The sequence below is a fragment of the Acinetobacter sp. CIP 53.82 genome, from assembly GCF_000369465.1.
GTDB lineage: Bacteria > Pseudomonadota > Gammaproteobacteria > Pseudomonadales > Moraxellaceae > Acinetobacter > Acinetobacter indicus.
This window is the reverse complement of the sequence record NZ_KB850046.1, coordinates 777073-797512: the sequence shown is the minus strand read 5'-3', so window position 1 is coordinate 797512 and position 20440 is coordinate 777073. Positions and strand designations below refer to the sequence as shown.

The 20440-nt window shown below is 43.1% G+C and carries 15 protein-coding genes and 1 pseudogene; 9 read left to right on the top strand and 7 right to left on the bottom strand.

The window, feature by feature from the left end; translation table 11 throughout:
• Nucleotides 1-66 precede the first annotated feature (66 nt).
• Nucleotides 67-2817 (top strand): bifunctional [glutamate--ammonia ligase]-adenylyl-L-tyrosine phosphorylase/[glutamate--ammonia-ligase] adenylyltransferase, encoded by a 2751-nt coding sequence (glnE, locus tag F905_RS09350; RefSeq protein ID WP_005180049.1) that lies wholly within the window; start codon nucleotides 67-69, stop codon nucleotides 2815-2817.
• A 24-nt stretch (nucleotides 2818-2841) separates the two neighbouring features.
• Nucleotides 2842-3768, top strand: a complete 927-nt coding sequence (locus F905_RS09345) for a branched-chain amino acid transaminase (protein ID WP_005180046.1) — start codon at nucleotides 2842-2844, stop codon at nucleotides 3766-3768.
• A gap of 58 nt (nucleotides 3769-3826) precedes the next feature.
• On the opposite strand, the gene F905_RS09340 is transcribed toward F905_RS09345, so the two are convergent.
• The gene (locus F905_RS09340; protein WP_005180045.1) at nucleotides 3827-4996 is read right to left on the bottom strand and encodes a nucleotide sugar dehydrogenase; all 1170 of its coding nucleotides are present in this window, start codon (nucleotides 4994-4996) and stop codon (nucleotides 3827-3829) included.
• A gap of 162 nt (nucleotides 4997-5158) precedes the next feature.
• Here F905_RS09340 and F905_RS09335 point away from each other — a divergent pair, with 162 nt between their 5' ends.
• The 3 genes from F905_RS09335 to F905_RS09325 are packed head-to-tail and all read left to right on the top strand — an operon-like array spanning nucleotide 5159 to nucleotide 8532.
• A complete protein-coding gene (locus tag F905_RS09335; protein ID WP_005180043.1) occupies nucleotides 5159-5929 on the top strand; it encodes a hypothetical protein in 771 nt (256 codons plus the stop codon).
• Between the two features lie 57 nt (nucleotides 5930-5986).
• Nucleotides 5987-7558 (top strand): glycosyltransferase family 2 protein, encoded by a 1572-nt coding sequence (locus tag F905_RS09330; protein ID WP_005180041.1) that lies wholly within the window; start codon nucleotides 5987-5989, stop codon nucleotides 7556-7558.
• A complete protein-coding gene (locus tag F905_RS09325) occupies nucleotides 7555-8532 on the top strand; it encodes a glycosyltransferase family 4 protein (RefSeq protein ID WP_005180038.1) in 978 nt (325 codons plus the stop codon). The genes F905_RS09330 and F905_RS09325 overlap by 4 nt, the downstream gene beginning before the upstream one ends.
• Before the next feature lie 26 nt (nucleotides 8533-8558).
• Here the strand turns inward: F905_RS09325 and F905_RS09320 are convergent.
• Nucleotides 8559-9523 (bottom strand): annotated as a pseudogene (locus F905_RS09320) (glycosyltransferase).
• Between the two features lie 139 nt (nucleotides 9524-9662).
• Between F905_RS09320 and F905_RS09315 the strand changes: the two are divergent.
• Complete coding sequence (locus tag F905_RS09315; RefSeq protein ID WP_034598229.1) at nucleotides 9663-10427, top strand: glycosyltransferase family 25 protein; 765 nt, start codon at nucleotides 9663-9665, stop codon at nucleotides 10425-10427.
• A gap of 109 nt (nucleotides 10428-10536) precedes the next feature.
• Here the strand turns inward: F905_RS09315 and F905_RS09310 are convergent, their stop codons facing one another.
• From F905_RS09310 to aspS, 3 genes are all read right to left on the bottom strand, one after another.
• Nucleotides 10537-11406, bottom strand: a complete 870-nt coding sequence (locus tag F905_RS09310; RefSeq protein ID WP_005180032.1) for a lysophospholipid acyltransferase family protein — start codon at nucleotides 11404-11406, stop codon at nucleotides 10537-10539.
• 23 nt (nucleotides 11407-11429) lie between these two features.
• On the bottom strand, nucleotides 11430-11648 hold the full coding sequence (locus tag F905_RS09305) for a hypothetical protein (protein WP_005180031.1): 219 nt from the start codon (nucleotides 11646-11648) through the stop codon (nucleotides 11430-11432).
• 111 nt (nucleotides 11649-11759) lie between these two features.
• Nucleotides 11760-13544: an aspartate--tRNA ligase gene (gene aspS / locus F905_RS09300; protein WP_005180024.1), complete on the bottom strand. Its 1785-nt coding sequence runs from the start codon at nucleotides 13542-13544 to the stop codon at nucleotides 11760-11762.
• Between the two features lie 217 nt (nucleotides 13545-13761).
• On the opposite strand from aspS, the gene F905_RS09295 reads away from it, so the two are divergent.
• Complete coding sequence (locus tag F905_RS09295; RefSeq protein ID WP_212749290.1) at nucleotides 13762-15009, top strand: O-antigen ligase family protein; 1248 nt, start codon at nucleotides 13762-13764, stop codon at nucleotides 15007-15009.
• A gap of 35 nt (nucleotides 15010-15044) precedes the next feature.
• On the opposite strand, the gene F905_RS09290 is transcribed toward F905_RS09295, so the two are convergent.
• Nucleotides 15045-15797, bottom strand: a complete 753-nt coding sequence (locus F905_RS09290; RefSeq protein ID WP_005180022.1) for a DUF4184 family protein — start codon at nucleotides 15795-15797, stop codon at nucleotides 15045-15047.
• A gap of 142 nt (nucleotides 15798-15939) precedes the next feature.
• Here F905_RS09290 and znuD point away from each other — a divergent pair, with 142 nt between their 5' ends.
• Both znuD and F905_RS09280 read left to right on the top strand, forming a co-directional pair.
• Nucleotides 15940-18093 carry a zinc piracy TonB-dependent receptor ZnuD gene (gene znuD, locus F905_RS09285; protein ID WP_005180021.1) on the top strand — a complete coding sequence of 718 codons (2154 nt, stop codon included), beginning with the start codon at nucleotides 15940-15942 and terminating at the stop codon, nucleotides 18091-18093.
• 105 nt (nucleotides 18094-18198) lie between these two features.
• Nucleotides 18199-19662, top strand: coding sequence for a phospholipase D family protein (locus F905_RS09280; RefSeq protein ID WP_005180020.1), 1464 nt, complete (start codon nucleotides 18199-18201; stop codon nucleotides 19660-19662).
• 241 nt (nucleotides 19663-19903) lie between these two features.
• Here F905_RS09280 and F905_RS09275 read toward each other — a convergent pair whose 3' ends face one another.
• Nucleotides 19904-20359: a hypothetical protein gene (locus F905_RS09275; RefSeq protein ID WP_005180018.1), complete on the bottom strand. Its 456-nt coding sequence runs from the start codon at nucleotides 20357-20359 to the stop codon at nucleotides 19904-19906.
• Nucleotides 20360-20440: the final 81 nt, after the last annotated feature.

Genomic DNA, 20440 nt, shown 5'->3' with positions numbered 1-20440 from the left:
TTTTCTTTTCCTCTATAGCCAGACTCCTGATATAACTAGAAAAAACAGTCAGCTTTGGGTGTGTGAATGAATACGGAACAATTGCGCAAAACCTTAGGTGCCAGCCAATATGCAGAACAGGTATTGGCCAAGCACCAACCCCTCTTAGAACAAGATTATGCAGTTGACCGGTTTTTAACCCCTTTAAGCACCCAGCAGATTCAGCACACCGTGCAAACGACCTTGCAGGATATTCAGGATGAAACCGAGTGGATGCGTAGTCTGCGGATTTTACGTGCCCGGCTGATGTTTCGCTGGATCTGGCAAGATGCCAACCAGTTAACCGATGTGGTCACCCTGACCCGTGAACTGTCCGATTTCGCCGATGTCTGTGTAACAGCAGCCAAAGATTTTGCCCGGGCTCCCTTGGTGGCCAAGCATGGCGAGCCGGTGGGCTATAACGGTAAAGTACAGGACCTGATTGTGATTGCCATGGGTAAACATGGCGCGCAGGAACTGAATTTATCCAGCGATATTGACCTGATTTTTGCCTTCGATGAGCAGGGCGAAACCAACGGTCGTAAATGTATTGATGTGCAGCAGTTCTGTATTTTATGGGGACAGAAACTGATTTATCTGCTCGACCATATCACCGCCGATGGCTTTGTGTTCCGGGTCGATATGCGCCTGCGTCCCTGGGGCGATGGTTCGGCACTGGCGATTAGCCATGTGGCGCTGGAAAAATATTTAAGCCAGCATGGTCGTGAATGGGAGCGCTATGCCTGGATCAAGGCACGGATTATTACCGGTGGTAAAGAGGGGGATGAGCTGCTGGAGATGACCCGGCCGTTCGTGTTCCGCAAATATGTCGATTACACCGCCTTTGAAGCCATGCGTGAAATGAAGGCCATGATTGAGCGCGAAGTGCAGCGCCGTCATCTGGAAGATGATATTAAACTCGGTGCTGGCGGGATTCGTGAAGTTGAATTTATTGTGCAGGTGTTCCAGCTGATTTATGGCGGGTCCAAGCTGGAGCTGCAAGACCGGCAATGTCTGGTCAGCCTGAATCATCTGGATGAAGCTGAATTGCTGGACAGCAAAGCCGTGGCTGAGCTGGAAGATGCCTACTTATTCCTGCGCCGGGTTGAACATGCGATTCAGGCGCTGAATGACCAGCAAACCCAGTCCTTACCGACCGAGCCGGAATTACGTCAGCGTTTGATCAGCACTTTAGGCTTTGCGAGCTGGCCGGATTTTATGGCTTTTCTGGATGAAAAACGTGCCAAGGTTATCTACCAGTTTGAGCATCTGATTAAAGAAAAAGAACCAGACCCGCTGGTCGAAAGTTTTAGCCAGCTGGAACAGCGCCTGAATGAAGTGCTGGATGATCAGGCCAAAAATCTGGTGCATGAATTCTGGTATGGACATGCGCTGAAAAAACTACCGGCCAAAGCGGTGCAGCGCCTGAAAACCTTCTGGCCGCATCTGGTTGAAGCGGTGTTGCAGTCAGATATGCCACAAGTCGCGCTGGTGCGACTGATGCCGCTGGTGGAATCGGTGATGCGCCGTACCGTGTATCTGGTGATGCTGATTGAAAGCAAAGGTGCGCTGCAACGTCTGGTGAAAATGGCTACCGTCAGTCCGTGGATTTGTGAAGAGCTGACCCATTATCCGGTGCTGCTGGATGAATTTCTGTCGATGGATTTTGAATTGCCGAAACGTCAGGATTTGGAAGATTCCTTGCGTCAGCAATTGCTGCGGATTGAGGTCGATCAGGTCGAAGACCAGATGCGGGTACTGCGCCTGTTTAAAAAATCCAATGTACTGGCAGTGGCAGCCAGTGATGTACTGGCAGAAAGTCCGCTGATGAAAGTTTCTGATGCGCTCACCGATATTGCTGAAGTGTCAGTCAATGCAGCCTTGCATCTGGCTTATCAGATTACCGCAAAAAAACATGGTTTCCCGCTGGATGCCGAAGGTCAGCGCTGTACGCTGGATCATGTGGCTTTTACCGTGATTGGTTATGGCAAGGTAGGCGGGATTGAACTCGGTTATGGCTCAGATCTGGATCTGGTCTTTATTCATTATATGGATGAACAGGCCGATACCGACGGGCTCAAACCCATCAGCGGTTTTGAGTTTGCGATGCGGGTGGGGCAAAAGTTTGTGTCATTGATGACCACTCAGACTTTAGATGGCCGCGTTTATGAAGTCGATACCCGGTTACGTCCGTCTGGGGAAGCGGGATTACTGGTCACCAGCCTGAAAGCGTTTGAGCATTATCAGCTAAAAAGTGCCTGGTTGTGGGAGCATCAGGCGCTGGTGCGCGCGCGCAGTATTGCCGGTGAACGCTGCCTTCGGGACAAGTTTGAGCAGCTACGCTGCCGGATTCTGACCCAGCCACGTGAACAGGCGCATGTGCGTGCCGAAGTGCTGAAAATGCGCCAGAAGATGAAAGACCATCTCGGTTCATCAAATGAGCAAAAAAAAGATGGAATTTTTCATTTAAAACAGGATGCAGGTGGTATCGTTGATATCGAATTTATGGCACAGTATGCGGTGTTAGCGTGGAGTGGGACGAATAAAGATCTCGCCCATTACTCCGACAATGTACGAATCCTTGAGGATGCCGCAAAGACAGGTTGCTTATCCAGCAACGATGCGACTGCTCTGATTCAAGCTTATCTCCGTGAACGCGCAGAGAGCCACCGCTTAGCCCTTGCAAATCAATCCATGCAAGTGTCTGCAAGCGACTGGCACGATACCCGAATGACCGTTTGCAAGTTATGGCAAAGACTGATTGATCCAGCTGCAGCATTTGCACTGGAGAGTGAATAATTGTGAAAAATTGGAGTTTATGGCATGAATTTGGCTGATCGTGATGGTTTTATTTGGCAAGATGGACAACTGGTTGACTGGCGTGAGGCCAAAACTCACGTGTTGACCCATACCCTGCATTACAGCATGGGTGTGTTTGAAGGTGTCCGTGCCTATGAAACCCCGAATGGAACGGCTATTTTCCGTCTAAAAGAGCACACAAAGCGTTTGTTAAATTCTGCAAAAATTTATCAAATGAAAGTGCCGTTTGATCAGGCAACTTTAGAGCAAGCACAAATTGATGTGGTGCGTGAAAATAAACTGGCATCTTGCTATTTACGTCCAATCATCTTTATTGGTTCTGAAAAACTCGGTATTGCGGCAACAGACAACACTATTCATGCCGTGGTTGCAGCGTGGAGCTGGGGTGCTTACCTGGGTGAAGAGGCAATGGCGAAGGGTATTCGCGTAAAAACCTCATCATTTACCCACCATCATCCAAACGTGACCATGTGTAAAGCCAAAGCGTCTGGTAACTATACGCTGTCGATTCTGGCACACCAAGAAGTGGCGCATTCAGGTTATGACGAAGCGATGCTGCTGGATCCACAAGGTTATGTGTGTCAAGGTTCGGGCGAAAACGTATTCCTGGTTAAAGATGGCGTAATTCATACACCGGATATCGCTGGTGGTGCGCTGGATGGGATTACCCGTCAATCGATTATTACCATTGCTAAAGACTTGGGTTATGACGTGGTTGAGCGCCGTATTACACGTGACGAATTCTATATTGCCGATGAAGCCTTCTTTACGGGTACGGCTGCAGAAGTGACCCCGATTCGTGAATACGATGATCGTCAGATTGGTGAAGGTGTTCGTGGTCCAATCACTACGCAAATCCAGAAAGCCTACTTTGATGCAGTGCAGGGCAAAGACCCGAAATATGCACACTGGTTAACTTACGTAAAATAAGTGCAAACTGTAAAAAAGGACTCAGATGAGTCCTTTTTTATGGGTTGGAAAAATGTTCTTAATCATCCATACCAAAAATATCGCGGCTATAGACTTTTTCCAGTACATCCGCCAGCTCATCGGATTGACGGTTGGCAACAATCACATCGCTATAGTGTTTAAATTCATTCAGATCCTGCATAACTTTGGAGTGAAAGAATTCATCTTCCTGCAAGGTCGGCTCGTAAATCACCACTTCCACGCCGCGGCCTTTGATGCGTTTCATCACCCCCTGAATGGCCGATGCTCTGAAGTTGTCTGAACCACTTTTCATGACCAGACGGTAAATACCGACCACTTTCGGGTTGCGTTGCAGGACGGACTGGGCAATAAAATCTTTACGGGTGACATTGGCATCGACAATGGCCTGAATTAAATTGCTCGGTACATTGTGATAGTTGGCCAACAGCTGCTTGGTGTCCTTGGGTAAGCAGTAGCCGCCATAGCCAAAGGACGGATTGTTATAATATTTGCCAATCCGCTGATCCAGACAGACGCCGTCAATAATCTGTCGGGTATCCAGCTGAAACAGCTGCGCATAGGTGTCCAGCTCATTGAAATAGGCCACGCGCATAGCCAGATAGGTGTTGGCAAACAGTTTGATCGCTTCGGCTTCGGTGGAACCGGTAAAGAGTACCGGGCAGTCTTTTTTGATGGCACCTTCGAGTAGCATATCGGCAAAGAGTCGGGCACGCTCCGACTGTTCTCCGACAATAATCCGTGAGGGATACAGGTTGTCGTGTAGGGCTTTGCCTTCACGTAAAAACTCCGGTGAAAAAATAATATTCCCACTGCGATATTTCTGTTTGATTTTTTCAGTAAATCCGACCGGAACGGTGGATTTGATGATCATGGTGGTGCAGGGATTAATCGACAGTACATCCTTTATCACACTTTCAACACTGTCAGTATTAAAATAATTGGTCTGCGGGTCGTAATCGGTAGGCGTGGCGATAATCACATAATCGGCATCCTGATAGGCATCGGCCTGATGCAGGGTGGCTTTAAAATTCAGGTCTTTATTTTTCAGGAAGTCGCTAATTTCAGGGTCTTGCAGGGGAGAAATGCCATAATTCAGCAGTTCGACTTTTTCAGGAATGATATCGAGCGCCACCACTTCATGCTGCTGCGCAAAAATCATGGCATTGGAAAGGCCAACATAGCCGGTACCGACAATACTAATTTTCATAATCTATTGTTGTTCTGCGATGAGTTCTAATCTGCATCTTGAATGTGCAAGTTCGATGACGTTTTTCTGACAGTTATTTTGCAGTGGCTTTTCTTTGCAGCCATTCTGCTAATTTGTAACTCTGTGATATGATGGCGCCATTGCTCAGGTGGATCATGCGGCATGGCTTTACATGAAACAGAGATGAACTCTCAATCTTCTTTAATGCAGGAACAGAATGTTGTTCTGTGCATGAAATGGGGAACCAAATACGGTTCGGAATACGTTAACCGTTTGTACAATATGGTCAAACGCCATACCACAGTCGACTTTAAAATGGTCTGCCTGACTGACCGTACTGAAGGCATTAATCCGGAAGTGGAATGTTTCCCGATCCCGCCTTTAGCTTTGCCAGAAGGGGCGCCTGAGCGTGGCTGGAACAAGCTGTCGACGTTTGAGCCAGATTTATATGGCTTGACAGGCAATGCGCTATTTCTGGATTTAGATGTGGTCATTGTCGATAATATCGATGCATTTTTTACCCATCCGGGTGATTTTCTGATTATTCATGACTGGAAACGTCCATGGCGAATTACCGGCAACAGTTCGGTCTATCGTTTTAAACTTGGTGCTTTTCCGGGATTATTGCCGTATTTCCGTGAGCATTTTGATGAGATCCGTCAGAAGTTCCGTAATGAGCAGGCGTATTTGTCTTGGTATGTCGATCAGGAGAAAAAATTAAGCTACTGGCCAGAGAGCTGGTGTAAAAGCTATAAATATCATTGTCTGCAAAAGATTCCGATGGCCTATTTCAAGGCGCCGGTGAAACCGGAAGGTGCCAAAATTATTATTTTCCATGGGGAAATTAATCCACCAGATGCAATTCATGGCGGTGGGGGAAAATGGTATCGCTATGTGTTGCCGTCGGATTGGATTAAAGAGGCTTGGCAGTAATTGAAGCAACATCCTGCATTAAATCATACAGCGCGACCATATCGCTTAAGTGTGGTCATGATTGTTAAGAACGAAGCAAAAAACTTAGAATTATCGTTACCCGCATTAAAAGGCTGGATTGATGAGTTAATTGTACTGGATTCTGGAAGCACAGATCATAGTCGACAACTGGTGGAAGACGCTGGGGGACAATGGTTTGAAAATCTAAATTGGCCAGGGTTTGGAAAACAGCGTCAACTTGCACAGTCTTATGCTACAGGTGAATGGATTCTTGCTTTGGATGCAGATGAAGTGGTTACACAGCAGCTACAGCAGAGTATTTTAAAAGCAATTCAACAGCCGCCTTTAGATACGGTCTTTGGAATTAAGCGTTTGGATTGCATATTTGGTCATCAAATTGATAATGCTTATTGGCCAGTGAAGGCGCATTGGCGCTTATTTCCAAAAGACTATCAGTATGATGATAATCTTGTTCATGAGTCAGTTGTTTTAAATGGGGCTAAAACAGAGAAGCTGCAAGGTTTTCTTTTGCATCAAACCGCACCTACACCTAAATTTTGGCTAGAAAAGCGTTTAGATTATGCGAAAGCATGGGCTGTCGATCGTGAGCAACGAGGGAAAACAGTTGGTATTTGGGGGGTGTTTTTTCATACGTTCTGGGCGTTTATTAAACAATACCTGATTGATGGCCGCTTCTTAATGGGTCAGTATGGATTCATTTACTCTCTGTTATTTACACAGTATACCTTTAATAAATATGCAATTTTATATGATTTGAAGAATAATCATGCTTTGGCAACTTTTAATCAGTCACTAGAAAATATTAAAAAGCTTCAGTCAGTTGACCAATCTGAGAAAAAATCGACTGTTTCATTGGTGATGATTGCAAAGAATGAGTCGAAACATTTAGCTGCATGTTTAGCGACAGTGCATGACCTTGTTGATGAGATTATTATTCTTGATTCTGGCAGTACAGATCAGACCGAAGAGATTGCCAAGCGATTCGGGGTAAAATGGTATGTTAACTGTGAGTGGAAAGGATTTGGTATTCAGCGCCAGATAGCACAAAGTTATGCTACTCAGGACTATGTACTTGTTCTGGATCCAGATGAGCGACTTGATCAGGCCCTTCGGGAGTCGATTGTTGAGGTGCTAAAGCATCCACTTCAAACGGATAAAGTTTTTAGCTTGGCGCGTGTTAATCAGTTCTGTGGTGTTGAAGTGCAAAAACGTTTTTGGTATGCAGACAGGTTAGCACGGTTATATGCCAATAAGTCTTTCCAATACTCATCTTTGGAAGTTCATGAATCTTTAGATCAGAAGAATGTGCCTGCTGTAAAATTAAATGGTTATTTAGAGCATTTAACCAATGATGATTTACACCATTTCCTAGTGAAAAATATTCGCTATAGTCATGATTGGGCATCGGATAAATTTAAGCATGGTAAAAAAATAGGTTTATTTGCAGCTATATTGCGTGGCATTTTCTCTTTTATACGAGAATATATCATCCGTGGTGACTTTTTGGGCGGGGCGTATGGTTATCTGCTAGCAATGGCATCCATGGGCTATACTTTAGATAAGTATTTGATGCTGTGGCAAATGAATAAAGAGAGCAATAAAAAATGAAGATTTTAATTGCCAATATGTCTTCTATACCAGTGTATGCCTATGGCGGGACAGAGCGTGTAATTTGGGATTTGGCAAAACAACTGGTTGAGCAGGGGCATCAGGTCATATTCCTTGTGCCGAAAGGTTCACACTGTAGTTTTGCGAAAGTAATTGAAATGGATCCTGATCGACCGATTTCTGCACAGATTCCAGATGATATTGATGTGGTTCATTTCCAGTTCCAGCCCAACGTTACCGGTTTAGAGGTGCCCTATGTAGTGACTGAGCATGGAAATGCTCAGCTTGAAGAGCGTTTGAATCAAAACACCATTTTTGTTTCTCGTGATCATGCGCAAAGACACAACTCAGACTCTTATGTGTTAAATGGTCTGGATTGGTCGAATTATGGTGAAGTCGACTGGAAGCGAGAGCGGAATTACTATCACTTTTTGGGTAAAGCAGCTTGGCGTTTGAAAAATGTCAAAGGTGCAATTCATATTGCAAAAAAAGCGAAACAGCAGTTACATGTGCTAGGAGGCGATCGTTTTAATTTTAAACGTGGTTTGCGTTTAACTTTTTCTCCTCAAATTAAATTTCATGGGATGGTCGGCGGCCAAGAAAAGCTTTCATTATTAAATGGCTCGAAGGGATTGATCTTTCCTGTGCGTTGGCATGAACCTTTTGGGTTGGCTATTATTGAAAGTATGTATTTTGGTTGTCCTGTTTTTTCAACGCCTTATGGTGCTATTCCTGAACTGGTACCACATGAGTGCGGGGTACTTTCAAATAATGCTGATCTTTTAATTGATGCGATTAATACACAAAAATTTGATCCTTTATATTGTCAGCAACATGTTATAGATAACTTTAATGCTGAAAAAATGGCACAGGGTTATTTAGAAAAATATGCGCAGGTGATACAAGGAAAAGTATTAAATCAGCATCTACCTTATTTAATGAATGAATGCCAAAATCTTGAATGGCAACAATAACGCGTGTGTTTAGAAGAACAGAGGAACTATTCTTCTAAACTGAGGGCATTATCTAAATGACCTGAACAATATGGTGGTTGCTCATGTAAAGGATAGCCATTTAAAACTTGTTCATAATAGGATATGTATTCTTTACTCATTACGAGATGGTTAAATTGGTCTCTTGCATATTCATGACAAGCTTTTCGACTGAATTGATCAATATTTTTTAAAGCTTCAATCATTTGAGTTTTGCTTGAAGTACTGAGGTCAACTTCAGGAATAATAAGTTCGGGTACAGAACCGTGATGGCTACCAATAACAGGACAGCCTAAGTATAGACTTTCAATCATTGCTAGTCCAAAAGCTTCATGAATTAGAACTGGAAATATTAAAGCCTGCGAATTACGAAGAACTGCATTTTTTTCTTCACCGCCAATCATGCCATGGAAGCTAAGATCTTTCCCTGTATAAAAGTAAGGTTGATATTTACCATTGCGTTTCCATTTTAGGCTGAGACGATTGCTTCCAAGTATGTGTAAGGGTTTATTGGCTTTACGTGCAATTTCAACACTATCTTTCAGATTTTTGTCACGATATTTTGCATTGGCTAAAAAGTGGATATAGTTTTTAGGTTTGCCTAAGTTAGGTTGTCCGTAATCATCCCAAAATAATCCATTATAGACAAAGGCTTGGGCACCACTACGCTCAGCGTGTCTTTTTCTTAAGAAAATAGTATTTTGCGGGAATGTTTTTGGTGTTAATTGCTGATTATGTGTTGTACATACATAAGGAGTTTGAATATCACCTTCAAATAAAAAATGAAAATGAATAATGTCTGCCCAGCCTTCAACTTGCGCTTCTAGTTTTTTTGAAGGAGCGAATGTCAGTGCATCTGGATGAGTATTTGAGCTTTTGGTCATAAATTTTACTTCATGTCCAAGTTGCTTTTGTCCTAAATATAAGGCTCATAAGTCACGCTCAGCTCTTCCATATTTTGGTAGGGCAGCATAAGGGCTAATAGAATATGTAGGATTTTATTAATATAGAGGTTTATTCAAAACTGCTAAAATGGCAGGATAAGTTGTGAATTTCCAATAATATTTTTGCTATAATGACATCATAATTGGCAAGTTTTTTTGGTATTAATTTTGAAAAATTTTGTTATTAGTCTCTCTTCAGCATTAGAGCGTAGACATCACATTACACAGGTTTTTAATGAACAAGGTATTGATTTTGAATTTTTTGATGCGATAACACCAGAGAAAGCTTATGATTTAAAAGAAAAATATTTTCCAGAATGTTGCTCAGATAATATTAGTGCTGCAGAATTAGCATGTGCGATGAGTCATATAGCAGTTTGGTTGCATGCCAAAGAGCTAGGTTTGAAATATGTAGCAATATTTGAAGATGATATATATTTAGGGGGAAATGCAAATTTATTTCTAAATTGTAGTAATTGGATTCCTAAAAATATAGATGTTATTAAATTAGAGACATTTCTTACTAAAATTTTTTTAGGTGATTCTGCAGGTAATATACATAATAGAAGTTTATATCAATTAAAGCACTTTCATTTTGGCGGAGCGGGATATATTTTATCTTTAAAAGCTATTGATTGTTTACTTACTGAAATAAAAATGAAGAAAAATATTTTGCCTATTGATTGGGTGCTATTTTATAACCCTATTTATGATAATTGCATTAAAGTTTACCAACTAAGCCCAGCTTTATGTATCCAAGATAAAGTAAAAAATAAGGAGATAACTTTTGAGAGTTCTTTGGAAGAGGGCCGAGTTCAATTTGAGGCACCAAAAATTAAGGTGAAGTTTATAAATAAAATTAAAAGAGAACTGATACGCTTAATTAAGCAAGTAAAAGGTTTGTTTTTCTCGAGAATTGTTTATTTTAAATGATAGCGTGGGAAAAACTAAAATTTTAAATAAGTGGTCGAAAATTTGTATATAAAAAATTTCATTGAGAATGAATGGTGAGGTCAAAATTTTATTAAAAGTTAGTATTGAGCTAAAGCATATTATATAAATTCCTGCCACCCTCAATCTTCCTAAACCTCTTATACCCCCACAAATACTGTTCTGGAGCGGCATTAATCATACGCTCCATTTCTTTATTCAGCGTATCGACTGAAAGCTGCAAATCTTTCGCATTAATCTCTGCTGATAAGGTCTGTACATGCAGCTCAAAGCCACTTAAATCTTCACGGCGTAAACAGCTTAAGCCAATCACTGAACACTGGGTCTTGGCTGCCAGTTTAGAGAGCAAGGTAGAGGAAAGTGCATTCTGACCAAAGAAAGGTGAATAAATGCCACCCGACTCTTTAGGCACATGATCTGGTAAAATTGCGGCAAATCCACCTTGTTTTAAATGCTTAAATAAGGCACGTACGCCTGTTTCATCGGTGGGTACCAGTGTGGCATTAAGACGCTGCCGTGCTTCCAGCATAAACCGGTCTACATCCGGATTTTTGCTCGGTTTATACATAATGACCGGTGCAGTATGTAAATTCACCCAGGCATTCATCAATTCCCAGGTACCAAAATGCGGCACCACTGCCAAGGTCCCATTCGGGTTTTGCAGGGCGTCTAAAAAAATATCTTCCCCATGCACGACCTTGATCTGTTCAAGGGCAAACTCCGGCGCAGAACCCCAAATCTTGACCGATTCTGCATAGGTCATACATTGGCTTTTCAGGCTGCGCCGCGTGAGTTGCTCCCGTTCTGATTCAGATAACTCCGGATAAGCAGACTTTAAATTAATTTCGGTCACGCGTCGAGCAGAGGAATTGCTCACATACAATAACCAGCCCACAGATCGGGCAGTGACCTGAATCAAACGCAGGGGGAGTTTGGAGAAATTTTTAAGAAGGGAATACATGAATCAAGCAAGAGTCCGCGCAATTATGGTCGATCTGCATTGCCTTTTAAGACCATATAAATCAGTCCGACAAAAATCAGCAAGGCGCCGATAATACTACTCAGGCTGAAATACACAATACGGTCATTGGTATCAAGCGCAAACAGGTTATTCGCCAAGATATAACGCATGAACAGCCATTGTACAATCGAAAAGACAATGAGCATGATGCCGCGGTTACGTACTGCAGGACGCATTGCCATCGCTGAATCACCTAAGAATGAAAACTGCAGTTATTATGCCATTGCTCGGCAGTGATCTCAATGTAATAAAAAAGCCCCGCAAGTGCAGGGCTTCTTTAGAATGACAAGCTATTATTCTTGAGATTCCGCTTTTGGTTTTTCACGTAAGCGAATACCCAAATCACGCAGTTGAGTGGCTTCAACTGGTGCTGGTGCTTGAGTCAATGGACATTCAGCAGTCTTGGTTTTCGGGAAGGCAATCACATCACGAATAGACGCACCGCCAGTCATCAGCATCACTAAACGGTCCAGACCGAATGCTAAACCACCGTGTGGAGGTGCACCGTAACGTAAAGCATTCAGTAAGAAGCTGAATTTTTCTTCAGCTTCTTCTTCACCAATACCTAAAGCTTCAAAGATGGCTTTTTGCATTTCCAGGTTGTGAATACGCAGTGAACCACCACCGATTTCAGTGCCGTTCAATACCATATCGTAAGCGACAGACAGCGCAGCACCCGGGTTGTTCTTCACGTCTTCAACGCTTGATTTTGGCAGCGTGAATGGGTGATGCACAGAAGTCCATTTGCCATCATCAGTTTCTTCGAACATTGGGAAGTCAACTACCCAAAGCGGAGCCCATTCGCACGTCGAAAGATTCATGTCGTGACCAATCTTGACACGAAGCGCGCCCATCGCATCGTTTACAACTTTGGCTTTATCTGCACCGAAGAAGACGATGTCACCATTTTCAGCACCAACGCGTTTTAAGAGATCCAGCACGATTGGCTCGATGAATTTCACGATTGGCGATTGCAGGCCTTCGATACCTTTTTCAAGTTCGTTGACTTTGATGTAAGCCAGACCTTTGGCACCGTAGATACCCACGAATTTGGTGTATTCATCAATTGCACTACGTGGCAGTGAACCTGCACCCGGAACGCGAAGTGCCACAATACGGCCTTTCGGATCTTTGGCAGGGCCAGCGAATACCTTGAACTCAACGTCTTGCATTAAATCTGCAACATCAATCAGTTTCAACGGAATACGCAGGTCCGGTTTGTCGGATGCATAGTCACGTATCGCATCGGCATAGGTCATACGCGGGAATTTATCGAATTCAACGTTCAGAAGCTCTTTGAACATCTTCACGGTCAAACGTTCCATCAGATCCATGATGTCATCATCGCTCATGAACGATGTTTCAACGTCGATCTGGGTAAATTCTGGCTGACGGTCCGCACGTAAGTCTTCGTCACGGAAACATTTGGCGATTTGGTAATAACGGTCAATACCACCTACCATCAATAACTGTTTGAACAGCTGTGGTGATTGTGGCAGTGCGTAGAAGCTACCGTTAGACACACGACTTGGAACCAGGTAGTCACGTGCACCTTCAGGCGTTGCACGAGTCAAAATTGGAGTTTCAACGTCTAGGAAACCATTGTCTTCGAAGTAGTTACGAATCAGGTTGGTCAGTTTAGAACGGAAACGTAAGCGCTCTAACATTTCTGGACGACGGATGTCCAGGAAGCGGTATTTCAGACGGATTTCTTCAGAAATATTGGTGTTTTCATCATTCAGTGGGAATGGAGGCGTTTCAGATTGAGCCAGCACTTCAATTTCTTTGCCCAATACTTCAATCTGGCCACTGACCATATTGGCATTTTCAGTACCCGCATAACGGCGGCGTACACGGCCTGTAATTTTTAATACGAATTCAGAACGAGCTTTATCTGCTGTGGCAAATGCTTCTGGGGTATCCGGGTCGATAACCACTTGTACCAGACCGTCACGGTCACGCATATCCAGGAAGATCACCCCACCGTGGTCACGGCGACGATGTACCCAACCACACAAGGTTACGGTTTGGTCGATTTGAGCTTCGGTTAAAGAACCGCAGTAATGAGTTCGCATCATAGCGTAAAAAATCCAACTATATGGGTTAATGACAGCGCATACGTAAACAGCGTACCGCTTGAAGTAAATGTTGGATTATGCCTCTTTGCAGGTTTTGTCACAAGAACTTCACTATGAAAAAACATAAACCACTGATTTTTTAAAGTTGAATCTTAGAAAAAAAAGCAAGATATGAAATAATAATGAATAATTTTTAGAATTTTGATCTGGGGTGGATGTGGAGTTGGTTTTAAGGAATAAGTCTTTCTATCTTATTCTATTGATATTTTGTGCGTTATTAATTCAAGCTGTATTCGATAAAGGGGCTGATGTTTACTACTATTCGGTTCTTATCCTTATCTTGGGGTTTCTTTCAACTAAGTATCAGAAAATTAAGATAGATTTACATATATTGGTTTTTTGTTTATCTGGTTTTATTTTTCTTACTTTAAGTTATTGGCTGTTGGGACGATTTGATGAAATTCCTGTTAGATTGATAGAAACCTATACAAAAATAGCAAATCAATATTTTTGGGTTATCCCTCTTCTTTTCCTTCCTTACCTTATTGTCTTTTTCAATCAAGGGGAAAAGTATATTTTTGAACCTTTAATTTTCTTTATCAGCTTTATATTTATTTATACTTTCTATAATAGTTTTATTTTAGATTTTAATAGAGGTTTATTAAGTCAATTTTTTAATCCTATTATTATTTTTGATATAACTTTTATATCATTAGCTTTTTTTGCTTTGTTTTATTCTTTTCTTAAGGAAGGGGTTGTTAGTTACTTTTATTTAGTTTTATGCTTGTTGTTAATTTTTGTTTTGATTTTGCATGGTACACGAGGAACTTGGATTGGATTACCGCTTGTATTAATTGCTTATACTTTGCATTTTTATAAATATAAGATAAAGAAAGTTATACTAATGCTTAGCTTAAGTCTCTCATTTATTTTAATAAATATAGTGTGGGATAACTCTCCTATCAAAAATAGATTACAGCAGTTTTCTGCGGATACGGTTCAATTGGCTGAGAATAATTATAAAACAAGTAGTGGTGTCAGAATTTTCCTATGGAAAGAGTCTTTAGAAATTTTTGAAAATAACCAAATTATTGGAGTTGGTAGCTATGGAATTGAGGCGCATAATTGTGAGCTAAAAGAAAGTGGTCAGCTACCGACATGCTTTCAACATATGCATAATATTTTTTTTCATGAATTGGCTGCACATGGCATCTTAGGGTTATTGGGTCTGGTGCTTATTTATGGATCAATTTTACTATTCTTTATTAAGAAATTCCTACGCTACTTTTCTAATTTTGAGTTAAGAGGATATGCTCTTTTAGGTATTATTTATGTGGTTTATTATCTGATTTGTGGTTTAACAGAGTATTACTTATTTTTTGTTCTACCTGTTTATATTCACTACTTTATTATTTTACTGATTGTTGGGTTTATCTTTAGAAAAGAAGCAATCTTGACGAAATAACTGTAAAGAATGGCCTAGATTTTAAAGTTAGGCCATTAATTTTTATCCAATGCTAAAAATAAAATACAACCTAGGGTTAAAGTTATGAGTGCACCCTGACTAAACTCATTAAAAGCCCGGCCCAGAAAATAATAACGATGGCTATACCACAGTTCATCACTGAAATAGCGGGCATAATCCCAGACCGAATAAGCACCTAGCAAAATAGCCAGGCCAATCAGGATGGCTGCCGCTTGTTTGACCCGTCGGCTCACTGGCCAATGCTGACGATAGCGCTGATAATAACGCCAGCACATCCACAGCAAAAACGGCAGGGCCAGAAGCGAACTGCCAATCTGCAAGATAAAATGTAGTGGATAGGTCTGGGAGAACCAGGACACCGGCTGGTTTAAAAAATCATGAAAGGCGAAAGTGCGAAAGTCGACGTGAGTTAAACCATCCCAAATTAAATGGGTAGCATTGCCCAGCAATAGTCCCAGCACCATCGCAAGTAAAAAACCAAGGGCCGACTTGAACGAATCCAGATTGAGCTCATGTTGTATGCCTAGCGCCCGATACAGCACCGGACGATAAATCAGATACCACGCCGCACAAAAAGCCAGACCCAGCCATAAATTTGGATGAACAATTGAACTCCATAAATGATTCAAGCCGCCCTGATCGGTGGTAAATAATCGGCTTAAATCGGGCAGCATACAGCCAATGGCAAGGGCTGCAACGGGAAGACGATGGCCTGTCAGCTGGGCAATGGGTGGTGCTAAAACCGCATGAGATAAGGTAAAGGGCATACAGGCGTAGACAATAAAAACGGAAAAATCCGCGAGGCCCTATAGCTTAACCAAGCAAAGATGAATTTTATGTTTTTTATTGCAAAACAGTTGAAATGTTATATTATAACATTATTCAAATTTGTTACTCTGAGCCTGAGTCATGTCCTTCCATAAGAATTTAATAACACTGTCTATTTTTGCTGTTGTGGCCCCTGCGGTTTTTGCAGATGAGGCGAATCTATCCAATTCACAGCAACTTGAAACCATCCAGCTAAAAGCCCATCCTTTGGTTCAGACTGCAGCGGACTTTGCTGTAGCAGATCAGGTGGTTGAACAGAAAGTATTGGCTGAACGCCCAACAACCATTGGTGATGCACTGGCTGATGAACTGGGTGTATATTCAAATCAGTACGGCACAGGTTCAAGCCGCCCCGTGATTCGTGGTCAAGATGGTCCGCGTGTCAAAGTCTTACAACACGCATCTGAAACTGCCGATGTATCGACTTTATCTCCAGACCATACAGTTACGGTAGATCCAATTCTGGCAAAACAGGTTGAAGTGATTCGTGGTCCATCAACTTTACTCTATGGTGCCGGTACCGTGGGTGGCTTGGTCAATGTAACCGATCAGAAAATTCCAACCCAAATGCCAGCAGATGGCTTAGAGGGCACCGTCGGCGTGCGCTATAACTCGGGTAGCGATGAGAAGCTGGCCAGTGTGGGGGTGACGGCGGCAATTGGTGACAACTTTGCCTTACGTGTAGAAGGCTCCAAACGTAAAGCGAATAACTATATTACGCCGGATTACTGGGTAGAACATCATAATGATGAAGCTGGCCATGAAGATCATGGACATGATGATGCACATGAGGGTGATGAAGAGCATGAAACACATTTTGATAAAGCCCGTCGTGTAGACAATACCTTTGCTGAAGGCCAAACCGTGAATATTGGCGGTTCATGGATTCATGAACGTGGTTTTGTCGGGGTGTCTTATAGCAACCGTCAGGACAAATACGGTTTACCAGGGCATAGTCATGAATATCATGGTTGTGGGCCAGATCATGACAATCCGAATATAATTGAATGTCCTCCTCACGATGATCATGGTGATGACCATGCGCATCATGGTGGTCCATGGGTCGATCTGGAATCACACCGTTATGACGTCCGTGCTGAGCTGGACCAGCCATTTGCCGGCTTTGACAAGTTACGTGCCCATGCCAGCTATACCGATTATGAACATGACGAGCTGGAAGAAAATGAAGTCATCAGTAACTTTAAAAATAAAGGTTATGATGCCCGTTTAGAATTGGTACATAAACCAGTCGCCGGTTGGGAAGGGGTCTTTGGTACCCAATATAGTCAACAAAATATTGATTTATCCGGTGAGATGGTTCCACATGATGATCATTTTCATGAATCAGTCTTAATGCCAGATACTAAAACGGAAAAATATAGCCTGTTTGGTTTAGAACATAAGCAGTTTGGTGATGTGCATGTGGAATTGGGTGCACGTGTAGAACATCAAAAAATTGATGTAGATTCAACTCAAAAAGACTATTCAGATACCGGTGTGTCAGGTTCAGCAGCAGCCAATTGGGAATTTGCTCCAAACTATAAGCTTTCTGTGGTTGGCTCACATCAGCAACGTTTACCACTGGCACAAGAGTTATATGCGGACGGTATTCACTTTGCCACCAATACCTATGAGCGTGGAAATGAGGATCTGGATGTTGAAAAGTCAAATAACCTTGAGTTAGGTCTGCATTATGAAGGTGAGAAACTCGACTATCATGTGCATGTTTATCACAACTGGTTTGATAACTATATTTATGGCTCAACAACCGACAGCGAAGGAACATTCCGTCTAGTTGATTATAAACAAGACAAAGCCCGTTTCTACGGTACAGAAGTGCAGTTAGGCTATGCCATTAACGATGCTTATAAAGTCAGCCTGTTTGGTGACTATGTGCGTGGCAAAATTGATGGTGAAAACGCACCGCGTGTACCAGCAGGCCGTTTAGGTACCAAAGTAGAAGCCGATTTTGCTGATGGCTGGTCAGGTCTGGCAGAGTACTATCATGTCTTTAAACAGGACCAGATTGCCAGCTATGAACAGGAAACCCAAGGCTATAACATGGTCAATGTCGGTCTGGCGTATGCAGGTGCCATGGCGAATAACCAGGACTACCGCGTGTTCTTTAAAGCCAATAACCTGCTGGATGATCAGGTTTATTCACACACCTCATTCCTGTCCAATATTCCGCAAGTGGGCCGTAATTTTACCGTTGGTTTAGAATATAACTTCTAAGCAGAACTTAAATTTATTGCCAAAATCAAGAGGATGTCACGGAAATCCTCTTGAAAAAAGCCTGAAGAAAACCTAGCCTGAGTTGATTGGGTTAGGTTTTTTCTTATGCGTATCTTTCAACGAATTCACAATAAACTGAACTGGTCACCACGGCGTTATCTGGGCGTGATGATGGGCCTGCTGGCGTTAAGCTATTTATCCTCGGCACTGTATCACACCTATAAGCCCTTACCGGATGGTTTGAATTATGCGGGACCGCTACGTCATGCCGAAGTCAAATTTCTGGCCGATCAGACCTATCTGGATGCACAGGGCCAGCAGCATTATGATCATCAGATTTTTAATGAAATGCTGCGCCTGATTGATGAAGCACAAAGTTTAATTGTGCTGGATATGTTCCTGTTTAATCCGCAAACCGGGGCATCACAGGCCCAGCATCAACCGCTCAGCCAGCAATTGACTGATGCGCTGATTCAAAAACGCCGTACCCAGCCGGATATTGAAATCAAGCTGATTACCGATCCGATTAATTCGGTTTATGGCGGGCTTGCGCCAGAGCATTATCGGCAACTGCGCCAGGCCGGAATTGATGTGATCGAAACCAATTTAACCCCGCTACGCGCTTCCAATCCGATGTGGTCCGGGTTCTGGTACATCTGCTGTCAGGGCATCCGCAATAATCCGGAGGCTGGCTGGCTGGCCAATCCGTTTGGTGAGGGCAAAATCACCCTGCGTAGTTATTCCGAGCTGCTAAATTTTAAGGCCAACCACCGTAAAACCATTGTGGTTGATACCCCGGACGGCTGGGAAGCTCTGGTGACCTCAATGAATCCGCATGATGCCAGTTCCCATCACTCCAATGTGGCGCTGGTGGTCAAAGGCAACACCGCGGTAGATATTCTAAAAACCGAGCAGTCGGTGGCGCTCATGTCTGGCAGCAATATTCCCGGAGTGATTGTCGGTGAGTTTCAGGCCGCTGCTACTGAACCGCAGGTGCAGGTGCTGACTGAAAAAGCCATTTATGATGCGACTTTAAACCTGATCAATAGCGCCAAAGCCAATGAACAGGTCGATCTGGTGATGTTCTATCTGTCCGAGCGCCAGATTATCAAAAGCCTGCTTGCAGCCCATGAGCGTGGGGTGAAATTGCGGGTGCTGCTGGATGCCAATAAAGATGCGTTTGGTCTGGAAAAGAATGGCGTACCGAACCGGCCAGTGGCAGCAGAATTACATCAGGCCGGCATTCCACTGCGCTGGTGTAATACCCAAGGCGAGCAATGTCATAGCAAAATGCTGATCAAGCGCAATGCCCAGCAACAGGAGATGATTTTAGGTTCGGCCAATTTCACCGCACGGAATTTAAAAAATTATAATCTGGAAACCAATTTACGCGTGTTAGGCCCGGCTCAAGCTCAGGTGTTTCAAGATGCTCAGCAGTATTTTGATACCGCCTGGTCAAACTTAAATGGCCGTCAGATGAGTGTGGATTATGCCCAGTATGCCGATGAATCGACGCTGAAATATGGGCTATATCGTTTGATGGAATGGAGTGGCTGGTCGACGTTCTAATCTCCCTTATTCCACGCTTCTGTTTGGGAGCCGTGGCTTCTGCTTATAAGAGATGTTTGGAAGAATGAGTTTTCTTCCATCCTGTAAAGAGAGGGTTGGAGAGAAGCGATTTTCCCCTTCCTTGCAAGAGAGTTAGGAACAATAGCTTTTTCTCCTCCTCGTAAGAGAAGGTTAGGGAGACACGCTTTTCCTTAACCTTCTAGGAGAGAGTCAGGGAGAGGTCAGTACTAAGGTTTAACGCTTAGTTTTGCCCCGGATTCGGTGGTACCAGTTCATCCAGATCTTTATCAGACAGCTCATCCAGCTCGCTCAGGTCGGTTTTAATTTTCCACTGGCTTTCATCTTCAACCGGATTCGGCAAACGCGCTTCCAGCCAGTCGCAGACCACATCGGGCGGGAAATCGGCATGATTACACTGGATCACCCAAGACAGGAAATCTTTGGCTTCACCATTCATATAAGGTGGTGGCGATACCGGTAAAAACTGCGTTGGCAAACGTTCATTCTTGGAAATATAGTTCAGCACATGACCCAGTTCCTGTACGGTTTGCCAGGCCAGTGGGTGTGCTACATTAATCTGAAATTTAAACCACCATGCCTGAGCACCATCTGTGCCATAGGCATCGATCAAGTTTTTTTGAACACTGGGTACTTTGCAGAAATATTCATAAAGACGATCAAAACTTAAATCAGACACAAGCATGAACCTAGTATGAAAAAAAGCGAGTGTAGCATAAAAGTAGGCCATTATTTTCACTGAGAAATACGGCCGATCTAC